General features: G+C 69.5%; 25 protein-coding genes and 1 tRNA gene. 13 read left to right on the forward strand and 13 right to left on the reverse strand.

What is annotated here, in order from left to right; genetic code table 11:
• Positions 1-205 precede the first annotated feature (205 nt).
• Positions 206-1,090: a LysR family transcriptional regulator gene (locus AC07FN_RS31635; RefSeq protein ID WP_478398906.1), complete on the reverse strand. Its 885-nt coding sequence runs from the start codon at positions 1,088-1,090 to the stop codon at positions 206-208.
• 70 nt (positions 1,091-1,160) lie between these two features.
• On the opposite strand from AC07FN_RS31635, the gene AC07FN_RS31640 reads away from it, so the two are divergent.
• From AC07FN_RS31640 to AC07FN_RS31650, 3 genes are all read left to right on the forward strand, one after another.
• The gene (locus AC07FN_RS31640; RefSeq protein WP_478398907.1) at positions 1,161-1,478 is read left to right on the forward strand and encodes a hypothetical protein; all 318 of its coding nucleotides are present in this window, start codon (positions 1,161-1,163) and stop codon (positions 1,476-1,478) included.
• Positions 1,475-2,239, forward strand: coding sequence for an SDR family NAD(P)-dependent oxidoreductase (locus tag AC07FN_RS31645; protein WP_478398908.1), 765 nt, complete (start codon positions 1,475-1,477; stop codon positions 2,237-2,239). The genes AC07FN_RS31640 and AC07FN_RS31645 overlap by 4 nt, the downstream gene beginning before the upstream one ends.
• Positions 2,240-2,402: 163 nt before the next feature.
• Positions 2,403-2,816 (forward strand): fumarylacetoacetate hydrolase family protein, encoded by a 414-nt coding sequence (locus tag AC07FN_RS31650; RefSeq protein WP_478398909.1) that lies wholly within the window; start codon positions 2,403-2,405, stop codon positions 2,814-2,816.
• 113 nt (positions 2,817-2,929) lie between these two features.
• On the opposite strand, the gene AC07FN_RS31655 is transcribed toward AC07FN_RS31650, so the two are convergent.
• Entirely contained in the window at positions 2,930-3,298 is a 369-nt protein-coding gene (locus tag AC07FN_RS31655) for a hypothetical protein (RefSeq protein ID WP_478398910.1), read from the reverse strand.
• A gap of 729 nt (positions 3,299-4,027) precedes the next feature.
• On the opposite strand from AC07FN_RS31655, the gene AC07FN_RS31660 reads away from it, so the two are divergent.
• On the forward strand, positions 4,028-4,519 hold the full coding sequence (locus AC07FN_RS31660) for a hypothetical protein (protein WP_478398911.1): 492 nt from the start codon (positions 4,028-4,030) through the stop codon (positions 4,517-4,519).
• Positions 4,520-5,032: 513 nt separating this feature from the next.
• Here AC07FN_RS31660 and AC07FN_RS31665 read toward each other — a convergent pair.
• The 4 genes from AC07FN_RS31665 to AC07FN_RS31680 form a co-directional block, all read right to left on the reverse strand.
• On the reverse strand, positions 5,033-5,581 hold the full coding sequence (locus AC07FN_RS31665) for a hypothetical protein (RefSeq protein WP_478398912.1): 549 nt from the start codon (positions 5,579-5,581) through the stop codon (positions 5,033-5,035).
• A gap of 136 nt (positions 5,582-5,717) precedes the next feature.
• A complete protein-coding gene (locus AC07FN_RS31670; protein WP_478398913.1) occupies positions 5,718-6,158 on the reverse strand; it encodes a hypothetical protein in 441 nt (146 codons plus the stop codon).
• A gap of 357 nt (positions 6,159-6,515) precedes the next feature.
• A complete protein-coding gene (locus AC07FN_RS31675; protein WP_478398914.1) occupies positions 6,516-6,662 on the reverse strand; it encodes a hypothetical protein in 147 nt (48 codons plus the stop codon).
• A gap of 499 nt (positions 6,663-7,161) precedes the next feature.
• A tRNA-Arg gene (locus tag AC07FN_RS31680) sits at positions 7,162-7,234 on the reverse strand.
• Between the two features lie 142 nt (positions 7,235-7,376).
• Between AC07FN_RS31680 and AC07FN_RS31685 the strand changes: the two genes are divergently transcribed.
• Entirely contained in the window at positions 7,377-9,443 is a 2,067-nt protein-coding gene (locus AC07FN_RS31685) for a tetratricopeptide repeat protein (protein WP_478398915.1), read from the forward strand.
• Between the two features lie 6 nt (positions 9,444-9,449).
• Here the strand turns inward: AC07FN_RS31685 and AC07FN_RS31690 are convergent, their stop codons facing one another.
• The 7 genes from AC07FN_RS31690 to rpmB form a co-directional block, all read right to left on the reverse strand.
• Positions 9,450-10,763, reverse strand: coding sequence for a hypothetical protein (locus tag AC07FN_RS31690; RefSeq protein WP_478398916.1), 1,314 nt, complete (start codon positions 10,761-10,763; stop codon positions 9,450-9,452).
• A gap of 31 nt (positions 10,764-10,794) precedes the next feature.
• Positions 10,795-12,279, reverse strand: a complete 1,485-nt coding sequence (locus AC07FN_RS31695) for a GGDEF domain-containing protein (protein WP_478398962.1) — start codon at positions 12,277-12,279, stop codon at positions 10,795-10,797.
• Positions 12,280-12,364: 85 nt separating this feature from the next.
• A complete protein-coding gene (gene bluB, locus AC07FN_RS31700; protein WP_478398917.1) occupies positions 12,365-13,045 on the reverse strand; it encodes a 5,6-dimethylbenzimidazole synthase in 681 nt (226 codons plus the stop codon).
• A gap of 140 nt (positions 13,046-13,185) precedes the next feature.
• Positions 13,186-13,425, reverse strand: a complete 240-nt coding sequence (gene rpsR, locus AC07FN_RS31705) for a 30S ribosomal protein S18 (protein WP_478398918.1) — start codon at positions 13,423-13,425, stop codon at positions 13,186-13,188.
• Between the two features lie 3 nt (positions 13,426-13,428).
• The gene (gene rpsN, locus AC07FN_RS31710; RefSeq protein ID WP_132492928.1) at positions 13,429-13,734 is read right to left on the reverse strand and encodes a 30S ribosomal protein S14; all 306 of its coding nucleotides are present in this window, start codon (positions 13,732-13,734) and stop codon (positions 13,429-13,431) included.
• Between the two features lie 193 nt (positions 13,735-13,927).
• Positions 13,928-14,095 carry a 50S ribosomal protein L33 gene (gene rpmG, locus AC07FN_RS31715; RefSeq protein ID WP_132492926.1) on the reverse strand — a complete coding sequence of 56 codons (168 nt, stop codon included), beginning with the start codon at positions 14,093-14,095 and terminating at the stop codon, positions 13,928-13,930.
• Entirely contained in the window at positions 14,095-14,331 is a 237-nt protein-coding gene (gene rpmB / locus AC07FN_RS31720; protein ID WP_478398919.1) for a 50S ribosomal protein L28, read from the reverse strand. Before rpmB ends, rpmG begins: the two co-directional genes overlap by 1 nt.
• A gap of 97 nt (positions 14,332-14,428) precedes the next feature.
• Between rpmB and mrf the strand changes: the two genes are divergently transcribed.
• The 8 genes from mrf to AC07FN_RS31760 all read left to right on the forward strand — a co-directional run bounded on the left by mrf (position 14,429) and on the right by AC07FN_RS31760 (position 22,053).
• Complete coding sequence (gene mrf / locus AC07FN_RS31725; RefSeq protein ID WP_478398920.1) at positions 14,429-15,685, forward strand: ribosome hibernation factor-recruiting GTPase MRF; 1,257 nt, start codon at positions 14,429-14,431, stop codon at positions 15,683-15,685.
• 108 nt (positions 15,686-15,793) lie between these two features.
• Positions 15,794-16,045: a type B 50S ribosomal protein L31 gene (locus AC07FN_RS31730; protein ID WP_358309302.1), complete on the forward strand. Its 252-nt coding sequence runs from the start codon at positions 15,794-15,796 to the stop codon at positions 16,043-16,045.
• Between the two features lie 103 nt (positions 16,046-16,148).
• Positions 16,149-16,301: a 50S ribosomal protein L32 gene (gene rpmF, locus AC07FN_RS31735; protein ID WP_132492918.1), complete on the forward strand. Its 153-nt coding sequence runs from the start codon at positions 16,149-16,151 to the stop codon at positions 16,299-16,301.
• A 136-nt stretch (positions 16,302-16,437) separates the two neighbouring features.
• Positions 16,438-17,133 carry a response regulator transcription factor gene (locus tag AC07FN_RS31740; RefSeq protein WP_132492948.1) on the forward strand — a complete coding sequence of 232 codons (696 nt, stop codon included), beginning with the start codon at positions 16,438-16,440 and terminating at the stop codon, positions 17,131-17,133.
• The gene (locus AC07FN_RS31745) at positions 17,130-18,566 is read left to right on the forward strand and encodes a HAMP domain-containing sensor histidine kinase (protein WP_478398921.1); all 1,437 of its coding nucleotides are present in this window, start codon (positions 17,130-17,132) and stop codon (positions 18,564-18,566) included. Before AC07FN_RS31740 ends, AC07FN_RS31745 begins: the two co-directional genes overlap by 4 nt.
• A gap of 181 nt (positions 18,567-18,747) precedes the next feature.
• On the forward strand, positions 18,748-19,539 hold the full coding sequence (locus tag AC07FN_RS31750; RefSeq protein WP_478398922.1) for a DeoR/GlpR family DNA-binding transcription regulator: 792 nt from the start codon (positions 18,748-18,750) through the stop codon (positions 19,537-19,539).
• Positions 19,536-20,609, forward strand: coding sequence for a galactose-1-phosphate uridylyltransferase (galT, locus tag AC07FN_RS31755; RefSeq protein WP_478398923.1), 1,074 nt, complete (start codon positions 19,536-19,538; stop codon positions 20,607-20,609). Before AC07FN_RS31750 ends, galT begins: the two co-directional genes overlap by 4 nt.
• Positions 20,610-20,715: 106 nt before the next feature.
• Positions 20,716-22,053, forward strand: a complete 1,338-nt coding sequence (locus tag AC07FN_RS31760) for a S1C family serine protease (protein ID WP_478398924.1) — start codon at positions 20,716-20,718, stop codon at positions 22,051-22,053.
• Positions 22,054-22,150: the final 97 nt, after the last annotated feature.

The following is a 22,150-nucleotide window of genomic DNA, read 5'->3' on the forward strand; positions in this document are numbered from 1 at the left end:
CCGCGAGGTCTACCGCGCCCTGACCACCACACCAACCGAACGAACCAGTCAAAACGACCTTGCTCCTGCCGCTTGACATCTATAGGAGCATCCCAGAGACACAGGCATTCCGCACAGAGGATGAAAAACGCTCACTGGAACGGAAGGCGGCAAGCCCACGGCGGAAAGCATCCGCGGCTACCTCCGCGGGCTCAAAAGACCTTGCTCACGGTCCCTTCTGGACAGTCGGGAATTTTCCCTGTGCGTTCAACCGATTCCGATTGCGAACCGCGGCGGCCACGAACGACGCGACCAGCGGTCGGCGGTCCTGCTCGTTCCAGGCGAGCACGAGGCGGCTGGGTGGTGCGTCGGTGACGGGGATGCAGATCAGGCCGGTCGGGGCCGGTTCGACCAGGGAGCGGGGCAGCACTCCGATCATCCGGTTCACCGTGATCATGTGGAGCAGCTGGATGACGTCGGCGACTTCGGGGCCGGTGCCGTCGCCTCCGGGGACGCCTTTCCATCGCGGCAGTGTCTCGCCGTCCAGGTCGGACATTCGCACCGCAGCGTGCCCGGCCAGCCGGTGGCCGTGCGGGACGATGACCACGCGGTCCTCGGTGTGCAGCGTCTCGTGGGCCAGGCCGTTGAGATCGTCGAACGGCGCGTAGAGCAGGCCGACGTCGGCCCGGCCGTCACGCAGGAAGTCGGTGCGGTCGGCCGGGCCGCTGAACAGGATGTCCACCTGGCGGGCGTCGGGCTGGTGGGCGTACTCGGCCAGGACCGGTGACAGCAGGCCGGCGTCGCCGCCGGGCTTGATCACGAGCCGCAGGTGGGCTTCGGCGTCGCCGGCGCGCCGGGCGTTGCGGACGGCGGCGCTGACCGCGTTGAGCGCGTGCCGCCCGTGCTCCTGCAATGCCTGCCCGGCCGGGGTGAGTTCGACGTGGCGGCTGGAGCGGATGAACAGCGGGACGCCGAGCCGGGTCTCGATCCGCCGGATCGCCTTCGACAGCGCCGGCTGGGCGATCGAGAGCCGGGTGGCGGCCCGGCCGAAGTGCAGCTCGTCGGCGACCGCGATGAAGTACTCGAGCTCGCGGGTCTCCAGTTCAATCATGCCTCCAGGTTATCGCCGAATACCGAACAGATCTTGGACATCGGCCAAGAGCGCCGTCGAGAATTGAGGCATGATCAACCACACGATGATCGTTTCCTTCGATCAGCCCTTGCCGGAAAGCGAGCTCGATCAATATCTGGCAGACATCGAACGGATCATGATCGACACTGGTCTCACCCGGTCGGTCACGACCCGGCGACACCTTCCGATCCCCGGCGAGGAGGCCATCCCGGCGCTGATCGCGACCGCGATCGTGCAGGTCGCCGTGGCCGACACCGACACGCTGGCGAAGGCGTTCGCCGCGCCCGGTATGCACGAGGTCATCGAGCACTGGCAGTCGCGGCACCCGTACAAGGTCGCCTGGGCGAACCACGAGCCGCTGGCATGAGCGACGTGGCCCTCATGCGCGACAACACCCGGAAGACGGGTCTGGTCACCGGCGCGGGCAGCGGGATCGGCCGCGCGGCGGCGATCCAGTTCGCCCGGCAAGGCGCCGCGGTCGCCGTGCTCGACGTCGACGAGACGACGGCGGCCGAGACCGCGGAGATGATCGAGGAGGACGGCGGCGAAGCGCTGGCCATCGTCGTCGACATCGCCGACGAACACTCCGTGCGGTCGGCCGTCGAGCGCACGGTCGAGGCCTTTGGCGGCCTCGATTTCGCCGTGAACAACGCCGGTATGGCCTCGCACCACCGGCAGCTCGACCAGATGACCCTGGACGAGTTCGAGCGCGTGGTCCACGTCAATCTGGCCGGGACCTTCCTGTGCATGAGGTACGAGTTGCCCCTGCTCAAAGGCGGCGGCGCGATCGTCAACGTCGCTTCCAACGGCGGCCTGTGCGCGATCCCGCACGCGCCCGCCTACGTAGCCGCCAAGCACGGCATCGTCGGGCTCACCAAAGCCGCCGCGGTCGACTACGCGGCCGACGGCATCCGGGTCAACGCCGTCTGCCCCGGCCCGACCCGCACTCCCGGGTTCGAAAAGGTGGCAGCCGACACCGACATGATCGCGATGCAGGAGGCGATCACGCCGCTCGGCCGATTGGCCACCCCGGAGGAGGCTGCGGCGGCCGCGGTCTGGCTCTGCGCGGACGCCGCGGCCTACATCACCGGGATCGCGATGTCGGTCGACGGCGGGCGGCGGGCATGAGGGTCATCGCGGTCGAAGAGCACATGTCCACCGAGGTGTTTCTGCGCATCGCGCACGGCTGAATGCGCGCGTTCGCCATCGCTCGGGCCCGCGGTGCTACCCGGTCATGCGGGGTCATCCGCCTCGTTGCCCCCGATCTCGGTACTCGTCGAGCAGCAGCTTCTTGATCGCCATCGGGTTGAATTACCGTGATCACGCACAGGAAGCCAGGCTCGGACTTCCGGATTCGCCTGCCACTTTCACCAAGTTCGTCACTTCCCTCACCGGCCCGGACACCCAGCTGACGCTGCCCAGCGCGTTCGTCGATTGGGAAGCGGAACTCGTGGTCGTAATCGGCCGCCGGGCAGAGAAGGTGACGGCCGAAGACGCTTGGCGCCATGTGGCGGGGTTGACCGCAGGGCAGGACTTCTCCGAGCGAGTCGTGCAGTCGATGGGGCTGGTCCCGCAGTTCTCGCTGGGCAAGTCGTTTCCGGGTTTCGCCCCGACCGGGCCGATCCTGGTGACCGCCGACGAGTTCGCCCACGAAACTATCCGCGTCGTGGAACTTCCTGGGTGTGGTCGCGGATTTCCCCTGTGAGCTCTGCGCCGCATCGGCATGGGCGACCACCCCGAACTCGCCGCACCATCGGCGCCTGGCCGACGAGCTCACGCTGTAGGCACTACGCCGCAAGCCGCCTTCACCGTGGGCTGTCAGTAGAGGTAGACGTCTACGAGGAACGCAGCGACTCCGGCGAGCAGCGCCAGCGCCATGGTGGGGCGTGCCGGGCGCGATCCGAGCGGCCCCAGCCCGAGCAGAAGCGCGGTCGCGGCGATCGAGAACACGCCGGAGCCGGTGTCCTGCCAGCTGGCCGGAATGACGCGCACAGGAGCGTCGACGAAGAACTGGTGTGCGCTGGTGGCGTGCAGGATCGCGTTCCACGCGAATGGCCCGATGAACGCTCCCGCAGCAGCGCCGAGGGCGGCACGCACCCGCAGCTCGCGGGCGGCGAGAACGACCGCGATACCTGCGAGCAGAGCGGAAAGGATGGCCCCGTAGGCGATGGTCGTCCAAGTGAGCATGGCTCCCCCTCGAACCTGAATTTGAACGGAACGTCGCAAGACGCTCAGTGCCAGCGTGGCCGATGGGATAAGTGGTGTCGATGCGAGCTGGTCGACGATGAGCCGGAGCATCGGCCTCCGAAGCTCCGGCGGGTGCTCGACGAGACGGACGGTCGGTCAGGGGCACACCGGAAGGTTGCCGTGGCCGCCCGTTGGTGGCCTTTGCCGCGCGTGCGCGGGATCGACTTGGTAGGCAAGTGTGCATTGGCCAAGGAACTTCAATCGGGTGCCGGGGCGCGTTGGTTCAGGTGGCGTGGTGCCGTCCCGCCGCAGGTCAGCAGGCTGATCTGGCTTGCGCCCCGGTAGGATTCGAACCTGCGGCACCCGCTTCAGGAGATCTCGCTTCTGGTCCTTTTCGGACAGTCGCGGAGTTTTCCCATGATCTCAACGGATTCCGATTGTGAACGCCGGTTGATCAGTGTCCGCGACGAATGTTTCCCGTTGATTCATGGGGGTAAAGTGGGGGCTCGTATCAGCGGCAAGGCAGTCGCCTTGCGGCTCTCCCGCCGAACCACTCATGCCCAGAAGAGGGCAGGCCCGACCCTGCCTGCAGCAGCCCAGCGCGTAAGCCGGGCTTATCCGCACGTGGTCGACTACGGCGCGATCGGGAGTGCGGCATGTGGTGCGACGTGCCAACGAGAAGCCGTCCGGAACGTAGCCCGATGGGGGCTGGACAGACTGGGGGAAGACATGGCAAGTATCAACAGGATCGTCGCCACGGTAGAGACTGCGGACGTCAAGTACGCGGGGACCGGTAGTTGGGTCTACCTGGGGCTCGCCGGCCGCGAGTTCTCCCTGGACACCGACAAGACCGACTTCGCGCAGGGAGCGAAAGACGAGTTTGTCCTGGGTGAGGGCGCCAACGTCGAGCAAGCCGACTACAACGACCCGCGTCGGCCACAGCTCAGCACCTCGGATCTCGAAGACTTCCCTGCGTACATCCGTATGGAGCCTGCGGACACGGATCCGGAGTGGTGCGTGGAGCGGGTCATCGTGAACGTGTACGCGGAGAACGCCCAGGGCGTCACGAAGCACACCTTCGACAATCCGATCTTGGAATCGAAGTCCAAGGACAACAGGATCTGGCTGGACCAGAAGTACGGCAGCACCTCAGGCTGCGCCAGGTCTAAGAGCCTGTCTTTGATCTCGGTGACGTGCACGAGGAGGGGCCCCTGCAAGTGATCTGACACCACATCTTGATCACAACCGCAGGGGCCCGGCTCGCTTCGTAGGCCGACCGCAGCCAGGCACCCCACTACGCCGCCGCTGTGTTGGCGCGCCCGCAGGAACTGGCAAGCCGATCACCCCGGCAGCGTGCAGCACCGTTCTTCGACGGCTCGCCCAGGCGGCCAATGGAGTCGGGACATCCGTGGTGTGGTTCAAGCGAGCAAGTGTCACCGAGCGAACGTCAACGGGGGCACTGCGGGACCCGGACAACACCCGTTCCCACATCCGGGATGTCGCGGGGGAGACGGCCTGGGAGGGGCTACACCCGTACGCCTTCCGGCACTTGATCGCCACGGAACTCGACGAGCGAGGATCGTTCCTAGCAGCTCGGCGTCCGAAGCGCTGGGGTGTGGATCGATCAGCCGACCAGCGAGCACCAATGGAGCCTGACCGCATAGCCGCGCCTGAAACGACGAACGCGCCCCCCGCACCCGGTGAAGGCTGTGAGGACACGTTGGTGTTGCACTCTCAATCCATGTCGGCGACCGCAAGTAGCCACAACACCTGTTCCTGTCGATCGTGAACTGCCCATGTGATATTGAAAAGCCCTGGGAACCATGCACACCAAGGATCTGGGCTCGTCGCGAAAGAGATCGTGCTGTAGCGGTTTCCGAACAACTCGAAGTATAGGCTACTCGCGCTCTCCAGGGCTCGGTGGGCGCGGGCATCTTGCTCCTCGTCGGAAAGATTGGGCAGATCAGATTGAAGGCCGCCTGAATACATGGCTCGGGCCCACTGGGCCGCGAGCTCCAGTGACGTCCCGTAGTGCCAGCCCCGCAGGTGACGCGAACTTGTGTAGCTGAGCGGATCGGTAACATCAAACGAACCGGGCAGCAACGTACGCAGATCCGGATGAGGAAGTACGTACGCGATCATTCCGGGGAGATGGTCTCGCGCAAACCACTCAAACTCGCTGGATCCGTGAATTTTGAAGCCCTGCAGGTGTGCCCCGCCTTTTGGGCGATCGTGCTGCAGCCAGTTCAAGACTGGTTTCGCATGGGCGACGGTGCGGTCCACGTCAGTGAATCGAACTTGGTCCCAGAGCGTTCGAACCTGGTCAGCATTCGGAGCTGGATAGGTGGTTGTGTTTGCGCTCATGCCGTCGAGTATGGCGCACCCTCCATGGATGCGGAGGGTGCGCCACGCGAGTTCGTCACGGGATGGCCGCTGAGCACCCGTCCCAGTCGGCACTGTTGGGTCCCTTGGTCCAGGCGCTTAGGACGAACGGGGAGAAGTCATCAGTGGCAACCTCAACCGTCGGCCCACCCACAGGTGTGTAGCGATAAAGTGACGAGTACTGCTGGTTGATTTTTTCGCCAAATCTCAAAGCGGCGGAGTAACAGCGCTGAAAGGTCACCGCGTTGTTAATTCGATGGTCTGCATGAATGTGGCGAGCCCCGGCGATTTCCATAGGTCCGCATTCGAGCTGGAACTCTTTTTGTGGGGTATCTGGCCTGTTTACGGGAACCCTGTCAACGATGGCCTCATTGGGGATCGCTGAATTCGCCAGGCATTCGGCAATCTCTCCGGCGGTGCGCGGCTTGGCGGTATTCTCGTCTGCTGCGGCGGCGGCCGGATAGAAGGAGAGCGACATGGACGCTGCCGCGAGAGCGACCACTACCTTACGAGCTGATCTCATGGCTTGGACGTTAGCTCGGAGGTCGGATCGGATTCAGTGGAACTCACTGATCGTCACCCGAAATGGCTAACGTGTGCCAGCTTGATGCTGCATGGTTTCACCTGGCAACCAACTTTAGTTGGGTCAATCTCGACAATTTTGACGGATAGTGCACTGTTAGTTGAGTAATACTACTTGGCTAACGGTGCGGGGCTTTGCGGTTACGGTCTTGCTGATACTCAGGCGGTTTATTGGAGCTGAGCACGATTTGCGTCAGCCACGCGGGCATGCGTGGTTCGAGCGCGCGGAGCCCTGAGTACACGGCCCCGAGGATCAGCGGCACGACCAGGGCTGGCCCGGCGTCGCCGAGCGCGTTGACGAGCCAGTCCGGGGAAGGGCGAGCGTGACCAGGTACGCGACGAGCGCGGACCAGGCGGCGGGAACGATCGTGCGCAACCAGGCGGTGAGTTGGTCGCTCATGCTGCCCTACCTTTCTGATGCGCCTCCGGTCGTCCGGAAAGATCGGGGTGTGCAGGTGGGGCCGGCATGGCTTTCATGCTGGCTGCCCTTGATGGCTTAGGTCGCTTGGTCGCCGGTCCCACCACCTTGTCCTGACCGCTGATTAGGCACTGCGAACGATCGCTATGTAGGGCGTTGGCGGTCGGCGTTTTTGGGCCACAAGTCGTGGACGACGACCATGCGATATGCGCACCTGGCGGATGCCAGTTGGGCGAAGGTACGCGACATCATCGGGGGTCCGGAACCGACTTCGGACGGGCTGAGTTCCGATGCGATCGCCGCGGCGGTGCGCGCACTGGCCGAGGCAGAACCCGAGCGGTGGGCGGCGGTCGCTGCAGCCCTCGACGGGGAGCAGGCTCCGATTTCTGCTCCCATTTTGCTCCCTTCGGGGGGATCCGAAGGGAGCGCCAAGATCATCCACTTGGCGTCCCGCCGCAGGTCAGCAGGCTGATTGGTGTTGCGCCCCCGGCAGGATTCGAACCTGCGACACCCGCTTTAGGAGAGCGGTGCTCTATCCCCTGAGCTACGAGGGCCTGGTCTTCGACCTCACTCGGAGCGTACCTGGCTCGCCGGGGTCGTCTGACACCCGGTTGGCGTCCCCTACGTCCCGCCTGTCGCAGGCTTCCGTCGCGTATCGTCAGGTGATCGTTACCGTTCGGCGCCACTGGGGTGGGTATGGGCAACGAGAACAGCGGTCCGGTGCGCAACCTCGTGCAGGCCGGGGCCATTCACGGCGGCGTGCACTTCCACGAGCCGCAGGCGCCGGAGGCGCCCGGGCAGCTGTTGCCGGAGCCGGTCAACTTCGTCGACCGGGAGCCGGAGCGCGAGGCGCTCGACGCGCTGCTCGCCGAGGCGCGCGGGGCTAGGGCCGGGTGCGCCGTGATCAGCGGGATTCGCGGGGTCGGCAAGAGCGCCCTGGGCACTTACTGGTCGCATCGGGCGATCGACTCGTTCGAGCACGGCCAGGTTCGGTTCGACTTCGGGCTTGGACAGCGGTCGCTCGGTGAGGCCGCGGAGCACTGCTTGCGTTCGCTCGGCGTGGCCGGGGACCGGATTCCGCTGTCGGACGACGACAAGATCGCCCTGCTGCGCACGAAGACCAAAGGCCGGAAGCTGCTGTTCTTCTTCGACAACGTGGGCGACCTCGCGCACGTTGCGAAGCTGTTGCCCGCCTCGGCGGAGAGCGTGGTGCTCTGCACGAGCCACCACGACGCCGCAGACCTCGTGCTGGACGGCGTTCGGCCCATCCGGCTGGCCGCGCTCGAACCCGGGCATGCCCTCGACTACCTGCGGCGCAGCGGCCTCGGGGAGCGGATCGACGCCGAGCCGGTCGCTGCCGCGGAGCTCGTGGGCCGGTGCGGCAGGCTGCCGCACGTCCTTCGCCTGGTGGCCGGGATGCTCCGGCGCCGGACGTCCTGGAGCATCGCGCGGGCGGTTCGGGAACTGTCCGACAAGAGGAGGCGGCGCGATCACCTCCACGAGGCGTTCGCGGCGCTCGACCTGGCGGTCGAGCAGCTCTCCAGGGCCGAAGTGGAGCTGTATGCGTGGCTGGGGGTGTTCCCCGGGCCGGTGTTCTCGGCGGGGGCGGTGGCGGCGTTAGCCGATCTCGCTGAGATCGATGCCGAACTCCGTCTCGACGAACTGCACAGGACTTGTCTGGTGGAAAAGAACGATCAGGATCAGTACTTCCTTCACGACCTCGTCCGCGAGCACGCCTCCGAAACTCCTAGCGAAGCCGCGGAGAAGCTAGACGCCGCGAGGCAGGGCGACGATGCGTTGCGGCGCCTCGTCGGGTGGTACCGGCGGCAGGGCGCGTTCGCCGATCGGATGGTGATGGAACCCAGTCGGCTCCGCGTCGTCGACGACGAGGTCGACGGGGAGAACCCGTTCGGCACGTGGGAAGAAGCGCTGGAATGGTTGGAGCGCGAGCGCGTCAACATCCTCGGCATGGTGGATCTGGCTAGCGAAAACGATATGCACGTCGACGTGATCGCGCTCTGCGACGGTCCACTGTGGGCACTGCACAACCGGCACAAGCACTACTCCGACACGTTGCCGGCGCTGGCATCGGCCATCGCGTCCGCGGCTGCGATCGAGGACCCCGTCGCGGAAGCGCGGATGCGGAGCCTGCGCGGTCAGCTGCTGATGGAGTGCGGCGAGCTCGACGAGGCGCACGAGGAGTGCGCGAAGGCGGTCGCCGCGGCCGAGCGGGCCGGGCACCGGCGAATCCTGGCCTCCGCGCTGGAGTTCCAGGGCAAGGTGCTGCACGCGCGCGACGAATTCGCCGAGGCCATCGGGAACTTCGAGCGGGCCCGGCGGCTCAACGAGGAGCTGGGGCGGCGTCGCGGCATGGCTCTGCAGGAATACCTGATGGGCAAGTCGCTGTCCGGGCTCGGCCGGCACGATGAGGCCCTGGCCGTGCTGCGGACCGCCCTGGACCGGCTCGCGGAATTCCCCGAGGACAAGCGGACTCCCGGCCGGATCGCGGTCGCGACGGCTCGGGCGCACCAGGCGCTCGGGCAGCACGAGCAGGCCGTTTCGGCGCTTCGCGAGGTCATCGCCGAGACGCGGGAACGGCAGGCCTCTTTCGACCTCGCCGAACCGTTGGAGCTGCTCGCCGACTCGCTCACCGCGACCGGACAGCCGGGCGCGCGGGAATGCCTGGCGGAAGCGCTGGAGATCTACGAGCAGGCGGAGAGCCCGAAGGCGGATCGGGTGGCCCGCAAGCTCGGTGACGGGTGAGGTGCGTCAGCCGGGACTGAACAGATCCACCGGCGCCGCCTGGGCAGGCCACGGCGGCTCCGGGAGGTCCAGCTGCCGGTAGATCAGGCTGCGCAGCCGTTCGCAGGCGCGGTCTTGGAAGGCCAGGTCCGCGAGCTGCTGGTGGTCGGGGACCGGTCGCGCCGCGTCGATCTGCGCCCGCGCGTCTCCGGTCGGGTCGAGGCGCTTCGCCCGCTCGCCCAGCAGCGCCATCGGGGAGCCGGGCACCACCTCGTCGGTGCCGAAAGCCGCTAGCAGCAGCGGCTTTCCCAGCGCTGTGGCGTAGCACGACAGCGAGCCGTGATCCGAGATCACCACGTCCGCGGCGACCAGCGCGGCCTGCCACTTGCGCAGCCTGGGCACCAGGACGAGCCCGTCGCGCAGGGCGGTCTGCAACCAGGTCCGGATCTGCAGGCCCTCGTGCCTGCTCCAGATGTTCGGGTGCAGCACCAGCGCGACCTGGTAGTCGGCGGGCAACGCGGCGACCAGATCCCGGGCCAGCCCACCTTGTCTGCCGAAAAGCGAATGCGGGCCCCAGGTCGAGGCGAGGACCACGAGTTTTCGCCTGCCGGTGCCGAGGGCCGCGCGGTAGTGCTCGCGCATCGGCAGACTGGCCTGCAGCCGCGCGAAGCAGGGATCGCCGATCACCTCGGCGCGCGGGACCGCCTCCGGGCAGTCGCGCCGCAGTGCGACCAGCTGGCTCGGGTGGGAGAGGCCGACGACCGCCGGAACCACCCGGCCCTCGTGCATCAGCTGCGCGGCGGACAGGCCCGAAACTTCCTCCGCCACACCGGATTCCGTGGCGCGGAGCTTGTGGTGCCCGGCGCCGTGCGGCAGCGTCAGCACCGGCATCTCCAGCTCGTGCAGCCGGCCGTTGCCGCTCGGCGAGATCGCGAGGTCGAAGTCCTTGCCAGCGGCCTGCTCCCAGTCCGCGACCCGGGCCTGCGAGCGGTGCAGCTGGTCGGCGAGGTTCGCGGCGAACTCCGAACCCGCCGCCACCGCGAAGCGCGTCTCCACCCGCATGTCGTCGGCGAGCACCGGGAGCACGTCCAGCAGGCGATCCAGCGTCGTCAGGGTTCGCACGACGCCGAGCACCCGCCGCTCGACCGGTGCGGTGTCCCAGCGCTCCGCCCGCTGCGGCTCAGCGCCGGGCTTCCGGGCTTCCGGGCTTCCGGGCTTCCGGGCTTCCGGGCTTCCGGGCTTCCGGGCTTCCGGGCTTCCGGGCTTCCGGGCTTCCGGTGTCGATTCTACCTTGCTGCGCAGGGGAAACCCGTCAATAGGAGATCGCAGCGCGGTGGACATGGCGATCGATCCTAATCGAGCCGGGTGCGCCTCAACTCGTGGTCGAGCTGTCCGCGGTCGGCCGGTCCCCATCGATCTCCCACCGATTGCGCCCGGCCCGCTTCGCCCGGTACAGCGCGATGTCGGCGGCGGCGAACAGGTGCTCCAGGTTCGCCGGACCCGCCGCGACGCCGATGCTCACCGTCGGCGCCTTGGTGAGCCGCCCGAGCACCAGCCGCCAGTCGTGCCGCTGCACCGCGGCGCGGATCCGCTCGGCGACGATCGGCCCGGCGTCGCGGGACTCCTCCGTGGCGTCGACGAGCAGCACCACGAACTCGTCGCCCGCCCAGCGGCAGATGAGGTCGTCGCTGCGGCATTCGCGGCGCAGCAGGTTCGCGACCTCTTGGAGCACCACGTCGCCCGCGGTGTGCCCGGCGAGGTCGTTGACGTCCTTGAACCAGTCCACGTCCAGCAGCAACAGCCATGGCACCCGGCCGGCCACCGCGGTGCTCTCCAGCAGCACAGGTGCGCGCCGCTCCAGCCCGAGGCGGTTGGTGAGGCCGGTCAACGGGTCGCGCAGCGCGGCTTCGCGGGCGGCCACCGCCATGCGCTGGGCCTGCACCGCCACCCGGCGCTGCTCCAGCGCCTGCCCCAGCCCCTCCTGCAGCACGTCCACCGCCGTGCTGCTCGCGGCGACCGTTCGTCGCAGCGCGGCGGATTCGCCGACCGAGTCGGACAGCTCCTCGCAGATCGCCGCGAGGTCCAGGGAGAACTGCATCATCAGCATGGTGTCGCGGATCGTTTCGGCGCCTTCCAGGGCACGGCTGGCGAACGTGCGGGCTTCCTCCAGCCGGTTCTGCTCGCGGCGCACCACCGCCAGCACCCAGTTCGCTATCGCCGTGGTGAACCAGTCGTCGGCGCCGCGCCCCAGCGCCAGCGCCTCCAGGGCGGCCCGCTCGGCGGCGGCCGTCTCGCCGACGCCGGCCAGCGACCGCGCGAACCCGGCCAGCGCCGAGCGCTTCACCTGCCCGGGCTTGGCCAGCCCCTGCGCCTCGTCGAAAAGGCCGCGGGCCAGCTCGAACTGCGCTCTGCTGGTCTCGTCGGGTCGGGTCACGGCGCGGAACACCCGCGCGTTGCCCTCCCGGTTCAGACAGTGCGCCAGCGCCGCCTGGTCGTCGGAGTCGCGGGCGATCTGCACCGACAGCGCCATCAGCTCCAGCGCCGGGCCGCGGTGGCCGATGGTCTCCAGCAGGTAGCCGAGCATGCTGATGGTGTGCGCGGCCGCCGGGCCTTCCGGGCGGTCGACGTCGAGATCGGTCCAGCCCTCGGCGATCAGTTCCAAGGCGAGCGGGATGCGACCCAGCCGCCACGCCAGCGACGCCCGGTGCACCAGCACGGTCGGGCGGTTCCAGTGCTCGCCGACGTCGCTGGTCCCGGCCTTGATCAGCTCGTCGAACGCCGCGTTCGCCTCGGCGAAGCGGCCGGAGTCCAGCAACAGCCGCACATGGCGGTCGTGGGCCGGCAGGTGGCCGACCATCAGCGGATCATCCTGCTGCACCGCGTCCTCGCAGGGAGCGCAACTTGTAGTGGAACCGCGTGCCGACGGTTTCGTGCCGTCCAGGCTACCGGCTGCGACCCTGCCCGTACTTGTCGTAGTGCACGACCTGTTCCAGCGGCACCCGCTGTCGCCAGCCGTGCCGCTCCAGGTCCGGCGTGTCGGCCAGGGATCGCACCGGCCCCACGCACAACCATGCCACCGGACGCACTCCCTGCGGAATGCCCAGCAGCCGGCGGAGGAACTCCTCGCGGTAGAAGCTGACCCAGCCGACGCCCAGGCCCTCGGCGGTGGCGGCCAGCCACAGGTTCTGGATGGCCAGGCACACCGAGTACAGGCCGGCGTCGGCGATCGCGTGGCGGCCGAGCACCTGCGGTGCGCCGCGGTTCGGGTCGTAGGTGACGGCGATGCCCAGCGACGATTCCACGATGCCCTCGACCTTGATCTTGGCGAAGGTCTCGGCGCGTTCCCCGTCGAGCCCGGCGGCGAAGACGCTGCGCTCGGCCAGCACATGTTCGCGGAAGGCGCGGCGGGTGGCGTCGTCGCGGACCAGGACGAAGTCCCACGGTTGGGACAGTCCGACGCTGGGCGCGCTGTGCGCGGCGGTCAGGACGCGACGCAGCACCGGTTCGGGGAGCTCGCCGCCGGTGAACTCCCGGCGCACGTCGCGGCGGCGGTTGATCACGTCGTAGAGGTCGGCGGCGGGGGCGGTGTCGGTCAACTTGGAGGCTCGTCCGGCGATCGTCATCGCCGACCATCCTGCCGCTGGCGCCGAGGGTCGCGGGGCGAGGGGCACCGGCGGAGGGTTTTGCCTGATCAGGTGTCGTGAGCGTTTTGGAGCGCTCTGGCGATCCAAAACGCTCACGAGCATCTACCTGGGCAAATGGTTCATTTCCGGCCGTTCCCGGGGTAGGGGAGCAGGGCCATCTCGCGGGCGTTCTTGATCGCCCGCGCCACCTCGCGCTGCTCCTGCGTGGTCAGGCCGGTGACGCGACGGGAGCGGATCTTGCCCCGGTCGGAGATGAACTTCCGCAGCAGCGCGGTGTCCTTCCAGTCCACCTGGACGACGCCTTCGCGCTGGAGCAGGTTCGGCTTGCGGCGCACGCTGCGCCGGTCGTTGTACACCACGGCTCACCAACTCGACTTCGTCACGCCGGGCAGCTCGCCGGCGTGCGCCAGCTCGCGCAGCCGCACCCGGGAGACGCCGAACTTGCGGAAGTAGCCGCGCGGACGCCCGTCGACGGCGTCCCGGTTGCGCAGGCGAACCGGGCTCGCATCGCGCGGCTGGCGCTGCAGCTCGCGCTGAGCGGCCACGCGTTCCTCGGGGCTGCTGCCGGGCGCGACGATGATCTGCTTCAGTTCGGCCCGCCGCTGCGCGTACCGGGCGACGATCTCGCGGCGCTGCTCGTTGCGCGCGATCTTGGATTTCTTGGCCACTCGGCCGTTCCTTTCACTGCTCGAAGATCGTGAGCGAAAGTTCCGGTAAGAACCGGAGCGACCGCTCACGAGCAGGGGGTAAGGGGATAGGAAGATCGGCAGCGAGCGCGCTCGACCATGACTCCCGTCGAGCAAGCTGCGCAGCCGCCGCTGCCTTCCACGAGCGCAATCGCCACCGCGACGCTTGATTCCTTCAGCGTTCTTCGCGGAACTCGACGTGCTTGCGGGCCACCGGGTCGTACTTGCGCAGGACCAGGCGGTCCGGGTTGTTCCGGCGGTTCTTGGTGGTCACGTACGTGAAGCCGGTGCCTGCCGTGGATCGCAGCTTGACCACCGGGCGGACGTCGGTGCTCTTGGCCATCAGACGCGTTCCCCTCGCGTTCGCATCGCGGCCACCACGGCCTCGATGCCTTGCTTCTCGATCGTCTTCATCCCCTTCGTCGACACCCCCAGCCGGATCCAGCGGCCTTCGGACGGCAGCCAGTAGCGCTTCCGCTGCACGTTGGGCAGCCAGCGGCGGCGGGTTCGGTGGTGGGAGTGGGAGACCTGGTTGCCGTAGCCGGGTTTCTTCCCGGTCACCTGGCAGCGGATGGACATGACCTTCCTTTCGATAATGACATCCATTTTCATTTCGTCGCCGACGAGGGTAGCGTGTGTTCGCGTCAGATGAAAACCGTTGTCGATTGAGGTGGGGATGGGAACCGAGTCGTCCGCGAACCGGCGGACTCCGCTGATCATGGTGGCCGGGATCCGCGCGGAGCAGGTCGCGGCGGCGGCCGGAGCGGCGTGGCGGGAAGACCCGGCGGGCACCGCGCTCGTGCACCACGACCTGCGCGAAGTCACCCAGGGCGTGGTCCGGCGCCTGGTCCGGCACGGAGACGCCGAGACCACCGAGGTGCTGGAGCTGGCGCACGGCTGCGTGTCCTGCACGCTGCGCCTCGACATGCTGCCGCTGCTGCGCAGGCTGTCCGCCGCGCCTGACGTGACGCGGGTCGTCGTGCAGCTCGATCCGGCGCTGGAACCCGAAACGATCTGCTGGGCGCTGCAGAACGTCCTGGTGGACGACCACCCGCTGGTCGACGACGTCGAGGTCCGGGCCGTGGTCACCACCGTCGACCTGGCCACCTGGCTGGCCGACGCGACCGGCGAGGAGGAACTCGTCGAGCGCGGCCTCGGCGGCAGCGCGGACGACGAGCGCACCGTCGCCCAGGTCGCGGTGGGGCAGGTCGAGTTCGCCGACGCCATCGTGCTCGCCGGCCGCTCCGGCGACCAGTGGAACCGGGTGCGCACCGAGGCGGTGATCGCCCGGCTCACGCCCAACGCACCCGCCGCGCACCTGGACGACCTGGACGTTTCCGCGCTGCTGGGGAAGGTGCCCGCCGACGCGCGGCGCGGTGCGGTCGACGGGCCGCAGGGGCGGTTGCTGCGCGGGCAGCCGTCGCTGGACACCGACGCGGGAGTGTCGGTGGTGCTGTTCGAGGAGCGGCGGCCGTTCCACCCGGAGCGGCTGCACGAGGCGATCGACGTGCTGCTGGACGGCGTGGTGCGCACCCGCGGCCGGGTCTGGGTGGCCAGCCAGCCGGACGTCGCGCTGTGGCTGGAGTCCGCCGGCGGCGGGCTCGGCGTCGCGCACGCCGGGCCGTGGCTGGCCGCGCTGGAGCCCGGCGACTGGGCGGACGTCTCGGCCGAGCGGCAGGTCAGGGCCTCGCTGACCTGGGATGACTACTACGGCGACCGGATGCAGGAGCTCGTCGTGATCGTCCACGAGGCCGATCCGCGGGACATCGTCCACGCCCTGCGCCGCGCCCTGCTCACCGACGACGAGCTCGCGGCGGGGCAGCGGGCGTGGGCGAGCTACGACGACCCGTTCGGCGAATGGCACACCGATCCGTGCGGGGACGACCCGGCGGAGACCACCGCGGACGCCACCGGCGAGACCGGCAAGGCGTAGCGCCCGCTGGGCGCATCACCGGGACGGCGTTTTCGCGCGAAACCGCCCCACCCCGCACGGGGCTCGTGCCGCAGGGGACCGATTTCGAACGACCTTGGAGGAGAACTCGTGAAACCCGGGATCCATCCCGAATACCGGCCGGTCGTGTTCCAGGACCGCACCACCGGCGACCGCTTCCTGACCCGCTCCACCGCCACGTCCGACGTGCGGACGGAGTGGGCGGACGGCAACACGTACCCGCTGATCGTGATCGACGTGACCGCCTACTCGCACCCGTTCTGGACCGGCAACCAGCGGGTGCTCGACACCCAGGGCCGGGTCGAGAAGTTCCGCCGCCGCTACGGCGACCGGACCCGCTGACCGGCGGCCTCGCGCCCGAGCCGTTCCGAGGTGAACGGCCCGTTCGCCTCGGTAGCAGAGGTGAACAGGCCGTTCACCCCACCCGAACCACGAGAGGACCGACATGGCCGTCCCCAAGCGGAAGATGTCCCGCAGCAACACCCGCCACCGCCGATCGCAGTGGAAGGCGACCGCGCCCGACCTGGTGCCGATCGTCGTCGACGGGGAGCGCAAGCTGGTGCCGCGCGCGCTCATCCGGCACTTCCAACAGCGGTGACCGAACCGGCGCGCGCGATCACCCAGGGTGATGGTGCGCGCCGGAATGGCACTCGGGTGGAGATGGATGTCACGCAGTGCCGCGACGCACGGCGGGTTCTCAGCTGCTTCTCAGGGCCAGGGGTAACACTGTGCCCATGCGCATCCTCGTCGTCGACGACGATCGTGCCGTGCGGGAATCCCTGCGAAGGTCGTTGCAGTTCAACGGGTACCAGGTCGAGCTCGCTGCGGACGGTCAACAGGCATTGGACTTCCTGGCGGGCAACCGCCCGGACGCCATGGTGCTCGATGTGATGATGCCCCGCCTGGACGGGCTGGAGGTCGCGCGCCGCCTCCGCAGCACCGGCGACGATCTGCCGATCCTGGTGCTCACCGCGCGCGACGCCGTGTCCGACCGGGTCGCCGGGCTCGACGCGGGCGCCGACGACTACCTGCCCAAGCCGTTCGCGCTCGAAGAGCTGCTGGCCCGGCTCCGCGCCCTGCTGCGCCGAGCCAGCCCGCCGGATGCGGGCCTGGACGAGCTGCCGCCCGCGCTGCGCTTCGCCGACCTGGAGCTGGACCCGGGCACCCGCGAGGTCCGCCGCGGCGAGCGCCCGATCAGCCTGACCCGCACCGAGTTCGCCCTGCTGGAACTGCTGATGGCGCACCCGAAGCAGGTGCTGACCCGCAGCCGCCTGCTGGAGGACGTGTGGGGCTACGACTTCCCGACCTCGGGCAACGCCCTGGAGGTCTACATCGGGTACCTGCGCCGCAAGACCGAGGCCGAGGGTGAGCCGCGGCTGATCCACACCGTCCGCGGCGTCGGCTACGTGCTCCGCGAGACGCCGCCGTGACGGTTCCCGCACCACCCCCGCCGGACCTGGAGCCGCACGAGCGTCCGAAAGGCCGGTTCCAGCGCGTCTCGTTGCGCAACCGCGTCACCTGGCTGGCGGCGGTCTGCGTCGCCGGCGCGGTGGCGCTGGTGTCCGTCGCGGCCTTCGTCACCGTGCGGGACAGCCTCTACCAGCAGCTGGACGACAACCTCGTCGAGCGCGCGGTGGAGGCTGCGGAGGGCCCGCTGGTGCGCACCGCCGACCTGCAGCAGGTGCCGGTGGCGTTCTTCGTCGCCCAGAACTTCAAGATCAGCGTGCTGTCCGCGGACGGCGTCGTGGTAGGCCCGGCCGACCGGCCGCCGATGAGCATCGACGAGCTCGCGGTCGCCAAGGGCGAGTCCCGGGAATCGCTGCGCACCGATCAGCGCACCAACAGCCGGGTGGTGGCGGTGCCGACCGGGCAGAACGCCGCGCTGGTGATGTCCACGTCGATGGACCCGACGCAGCGGACGCTCGCGCAGCTGAGCGTGGTGCTGGTGGTGATGGGCGGCGCCGGGATCCTGCTCGCGGCGGCCGCCGGGACGGCGGTGGCCCGCGCCGGGCTGCGGCCGGTGCAGCGGCTCACGGCGGCCACCGAGCGCGTCGCGCTCACCGGCGATCTGCGGCCGATCCCGGTCGGCGGCGATGACGAGCTGGCCCGGTTGACCACCAGTTTCAACCGGATGCTCGGCGCCCTTGCCGAGTCGCAGGAGCGGCAGCGGCGCCTGGTGGCCGACGCCGGGCACGAGCTGCGCACCCCGCTGACGTCTTTGCGCACCAACTTGGAGCTGCTGCTGCTGATGGCCTCGGCCCGGCCGGACGCGCCGGAGCTGTCCGAGCAGGACCGGGCGGAGATGTTCGCCGACGTGCAGGCCCAGGTGATGGAGCTGTCCGCGCTGGTCGGCGACCTCGTCGAGCTGGCCAGGGAGGACACCCCGCAGGCCGTGCACGAGCCGGTGGACCTGGTCGACGTCGTGGAGCGCGCGTTGAACCGCGCGCGGCGCCGCGCCCCGCGCATCGAGTTCGACGTCCGCCTGGAGCCGTGGGTGATGATGGGCGACGCGACGGCGCTGGAGCGCGCGGTGCTGAACCTGCTGGACAACGCCGCGAAGTGGAGCCCGGACGGCGGCCGGGTGCGGGTGGACCTGCATCCCGAGCCGGCCGGCGGCACCACAGTGCTGGAGGTCGCAGACAGCGGGCCCGGCATCGCGGCCGGGGACCGGCCGTACGTGTTCGAGCGCTTCTACCGGTCCTCCGACGCCCGGACCTTGCCGGGCTCCGGGTTGGGCTTGTCGATCGTCAAGCAGGTCGCCGAGCGGCACGGCGGCACGGTCTGGGCCGGCGAGGCCCCCGAAGGCGGCGCGCTGCTGCGCATGACGCTGCCGGGCAGTCCCCAGTACATCGAACAGCAATGAACAGCAATGCCCCGGGCGCTGCTTCGGAGCAAGCGACATGCGCCGAAAGCCCGTTCGGGTAGTGTTGGTTCTTGTTTGCTTGGGTCGCGCGGGTGGGCTCGTGAGTGTTCGTTCCGATAAGAACCGGAGCGAACACCCACGAGCCCCGCGCGGCCGCTCGACGGTCTGAGGGGACGGTGCTGTGCTCGCGCGGCAACGCCAGGAAGTGATCCTCGACGAGGTGCGGCGCACCGGAGCGGTGCAGGTCGGCGAGCTGGTGCTGCGGCTCGGCGTGTCGGACATGACGATCCGCCGCGATCTCGACGCGCTCGCCCGGCGCGGTCTGGTGGAGAAGGTCTACGGCGGCGCCACCTCGACGATCGGCCGCAGCACCGATGAGCCGGGCTTCGAGGCCAAGTCGGTGCGCCAGCTCGCCGAGAAGGAGGCGATCGCGCGACTGGCCGCCGAGCAGGTCCGGCCGGGCACCGCGATCGGCCTGTCCGCCGGCACGACCACCTGGACGCTCGCGCGCCACCTCGACGACGTCGCCGACCTGACGGTGGTGACCAACTCGGTGCGGGTCGCCGACGCCCTGCAGCAGCGCGGCCGCACCGACCGCACCGTGGTGCTCACCGGCGGCGTCCGCACCCCGTCGGATGCGCTGGTCGGGCCGGTCGCCGTGCAGGCGCTGCGCTCCCTGCACCTGGACCTGGTGTTCCTCGGGGTGCACGGGATGGCGCCGCGGGCCGGCTTCACCACCCCGAACCTCAACGAGAGCGAGACCAACCGGGCGCTGGCCGAGGCGGCCGGGCGGCTGATCGTGGTCGCCGACAGCGCCAAGTGGTCGACCGTCGGGATCTCCACGATCGTCGATTTCGACGAGGTCGACCTGCTGATCAGCGACCAGGGGCTGCCGGCCGACGCGCGCGAGCTGCTGGCCGAGCACGTCGAACTCCTGCTGGCCGATCAGCGGGATGTGGAGGAGGAGCGGTGAAGCGGACGGCGCGACGCCTGGCCGACGGCCGGGAGATCATCTACTTCGACGCCGACCCGGCGCCGGAGCGGGTGGCCGAGGACACCAGGGCGCTGCCGCCGCAGGCCCCGGCTTCGGAGATGCGGCGCGACCCGCTGACCGGCGAGTGGGTGGCGATCGCGGCGCACCGGCAGGCGCGGACCTACAAGCCGCCGGCCGAGCTCTGCCCGCTGTGCCCGAGCGTGCCCGGACGGCCCACCGAGATCCCGGAACCGGACTACGACGTCGTCGTCTTCGAGAACCAGTTCCCGTCGTTCGCGCAAGGCATTCCCGGCGATGAGTCCACTGTGGATGGCATGCCGATGGTGCCGGTCGCGCCCGCGCGGGGCCGCTGCGAGGTGGTGTGCTTCACCGCCGACCACGACTCGTCGTTCGGCGCGCTCAGCCCGGCCCGGGTGCGCACCGTGGTGGACGTCTGGGCGGACCGCACCGCCGCGCTGGCCGGAACGCCCGGCGTGGAGCAGGTGTTCTGCTTCGAGAACCGCGGCGAGGAGATCGGCGTCACGCTGCACCACCCGCACGGCCAGATCTACGGCTACCCGTTCGTCACGCCCAAGACGGAGAAGATGCTGCAGGTCGCCGAGAAGTACCTGGCGCAGCACGGGCGGCACGTGCAGGGCGACGTGCTCGCCGCCGAGCGCGCCGCGGGCGAGCGGGTGGTCGCCGACTCCGAGCACTGGACCGCGTTCGTGCCCGCGGCCGCGCGGTGGCCGGTCGAGGTGCACCTCGTGCCGCACCGCCAGGTGCCGGACATCGCCGCGCTCTCCGACGCCGAGCGCGACGACTTCGCCGTGACGTACCTGGACGTCCTGCGCCGCCTCGACGGCCTCTACGACCGCCCGCTGCCCTACATCGCGGCCTGGCACCAGGCGCCGGTGCGCACCGGCCGGGAGCTTTCGTGGCTGCACCTGGAGGTCTTCTCGGTGCTGCGCTCGGCGGACAAGCTGAAGTACCTCGCGGGCTCGGAATCCGGCATGGGCGTGTGGATCAACGACGTCACGCCGGAGCAGATCGCCGCCCGGCTGCGGTGAGCGCTGGCCCTCGGCCAGTCGCAGATCACAGTTCCCCGGCCGGTTTTCAGGCTGTCGCACAGCCTAGTCTCAGGCACTTCTCAGACGTCTGGAGCAGAGTGGAGTCATGACCGATCACCCCCCGGGCTACTCCGGCGATCAGCCGGACGAACCGAAGCCGCAGGCGGACGGGCCTGTCGCGGGCACCGGCGACACGCCGCCTGCCGGGGTTCCGCAGCAGCCCTACCAACAGCCCCAGCAGCAAGCGCACGCCCAGGCCGCGCAGCAGCCCCAGCACGCTGCGCAGCCGCCGCACGCGACGCAGCAGTTCTCGCACGGGCAGCCCTGGCCGTCCGGCGGCTACACCGCTGCCGCCCCGGTGCCGCAGCAGCGGAACCGGCACGTCGGGCTGATCGCGGGCGCAGCGGTCCTCGCGCTGGTGGCGGGCCTCGTCGGCGGTGGCATCGGCGGATTCGTCGGATACCAGCTCGGCGGTGACAAGGGCGCCGTGACGTCGCTGGACCAGTCGCGTCCGGCGCGCAGCGCCAGCACCGCACCGGCGGGCTCGGTGCAGCAGGTCGCGGAGAAGGTGCTGCCCAGCGTCGTCCAGCTGCAGCTGGTGACCGCGCGCGGCGGCGGCGAGGGTTCCGGGATCGTGATCAGCAGCGACGGCTACATCCTCACCAACAACCACGTCGTCGAGGGCGGCCAGAACGGTCGGCTCACGGCGCTGTTCCACGACAACCGCTCGGCGCCGGTGCGGGTCGTCGGCACCGACCCGAAGTCGGACCTCGCGGTGGTGAAGGCCGACATCACCGGCCTCACCGCGGCCGATCTCGGCCGCAGCGACGACCTGCCGGTCGGCGCGCCGGTCGTGGCCATCGGCTCGCCGTTCGGCCTCTCCGGCACCGTGACCAGCGGCATCATCAGCGCCAAGGACCGCCCGGTGCGAGCCGGTGGCGAGTCGGGTAGCCAGGACACCGTGCTCAACGCCCTGCAGACCGACGCCGCGATCAACCCCGGCAACTCCGGCGGCCCGCTGGTGGACATGGACGGCAACGTGGTGGGCATCAACTCCGCGATCTACAGCCCGGGGTCGGGCCAGGAGCAGGCCGGCTCGGTCGGGCTGGGCTTCGCGATCCCGATCGACCAGGCCAAGCGGATCTCCACCGAGCTGAAGGACACCGGCTCGGCCACCCAGACCACGCTGGGAGTGGTGATCACCAACTCGCAGCAGCAGGCGGGCGCGCAGGTCCGCGACGTCACCCCTGGCGGGCCTGCCGAGCAGGCCGGGATCCGGTCCGGCGACGTCATCACGAGGATCGGCGACCGGGTGGTCCTGGACACCGACTCGCTGATCGCCGCGGTCCGCTCCCACGCGCCCGGTGATCGGCTGCCGATCACCGTCACCGGCCCGGGCGGGGACCGGACCGTGGACGCCACCTTGGCCGGCCAGAAGGGGTGATCCGAACGCGCGGCCGTTCGCCGGCCGCGTTCCGCGTCGGCCGTGCCGGGGCCGCTCTGCCCCCTCCGGGCGGCTCGGCGCGGTCGGCGGCGCAGGC

It is taken from the genome of Saccharopolyspora sp. NPDC045941, from assembly GCF_056431445.1.

Coding starts and splice junctions, on each gene's coding strand:
- AC07FN_RS31685 (WP_478398915.1), top strand. CDS start 7,377: ATGGGCAACGAGAACAGCGGTCCGGTGCGCAACCTCGTGCAGGCCGGG.
- AC07FN_RS31635 (WP_478398906.1), bottom strand. CDS start 1,090: ATGATTGAACTGGAGACCCGCGAGCTCGAGTACTTCATCGCGGTCGCC.
- AC07FN_RS31660 (WP_478398911.1), top strand. CDS start 4,028: ATGGCAAGTATCAACAGGATCGTCGCCACGGTAGAGACTGCGGACGTC.
- rpmB (WP_478398919.1), bottom strand. CDS start 14,331: ATGTCCATCCGCTGCCAGGTGACCGGGAAGAAACCCGGCTACGGCAAC.
- AC07FN_RS31690 (WP_478398916.1), bottom strand. CDS start 10,763: ATGTCCACCGCGCTGCGATCTCCTATTGACGGGTTTCCCCTGCGCAGC.
- bluB (WP_478398917.1), bottom strand. CDS start 13,045: ATGACGATCGCCGGACGAGCCTCCAAGTTGACCGACACCGCCCCCGCC.
- AC07FN_RS31645 (WP_478398908.1), top strand. CDS start 1,475: ATGAGCGACGTGGCCCTCATGCGCGACAACACCCGGAAGACGGGTCTG.
- mrf (WP_478398920.1), top strand. CDS start 14,429: ATGGGAACCGAGTCGTCCGCGAACCGGCGGACTCCGCTGATCATGGTG.
- AC07FN_RS31640 (WP_478398907.1), top strand. CDS start 1,161: ATGATCAACCACACGATGATCGTTTCCTTCGATCAGCCCTTGCCGGAA.
- AC07FN_RS31655 (WP_478398910.1), bottom strand. CDS start 3,298: ATGCTCACTTGGACGACCATCGCCTACGGGGCCATCCTTTCCGCTCTG.
- AC07FN_RS31695 (WP_478398962.1), bottom strand. CDS start 12,279: ATGGTCGGCCACCTGCCGGCCCACGACCGCCATGTGCGGCTGTTGCTG.
- AC07FN_RS31740 (WP_132492948.1), top strand. CDS start 16,438: ATGCGCATCCTCGTCGTCGACGACGATCGTGCCGTGCGGGAATCCCTG.
- rpmF (WP_132492918.1), top strand. CDS start 16,149: ATGGCCGTCCCCAAGCGGAAGATGTCCCGCAGCAACACCCGCCACCGC.
- AC07FN_RS31670 (WP_478398913.1), bottom strand. CDS start 6,158: ATGTCGCTCTCCTTCTATCCGGCCGCCGCCGCAGCAGACGAGAATACC.
- rpmG (WP_132492926.1), bottom strand. CDS start 14,095: ATGGCCAAGAGCACCGACGTCCGCCCGGTGGTCAAGCTGCGATCCACG.
- AC07FN_RS31675 (WP_478398914.1), bottom strand. CDS start 6,662: ATGAGCGACCAACTCACCGCCTGGTTGCGCACGATCGTTCCCGCCGCC.
- AC07FN_RS31760 (WP_478398924.1), top strand. CDS start 20,716: ATGACCGATCACCCCCCGGGCTACTCCGGCGATCAGCCGGACGAACCG.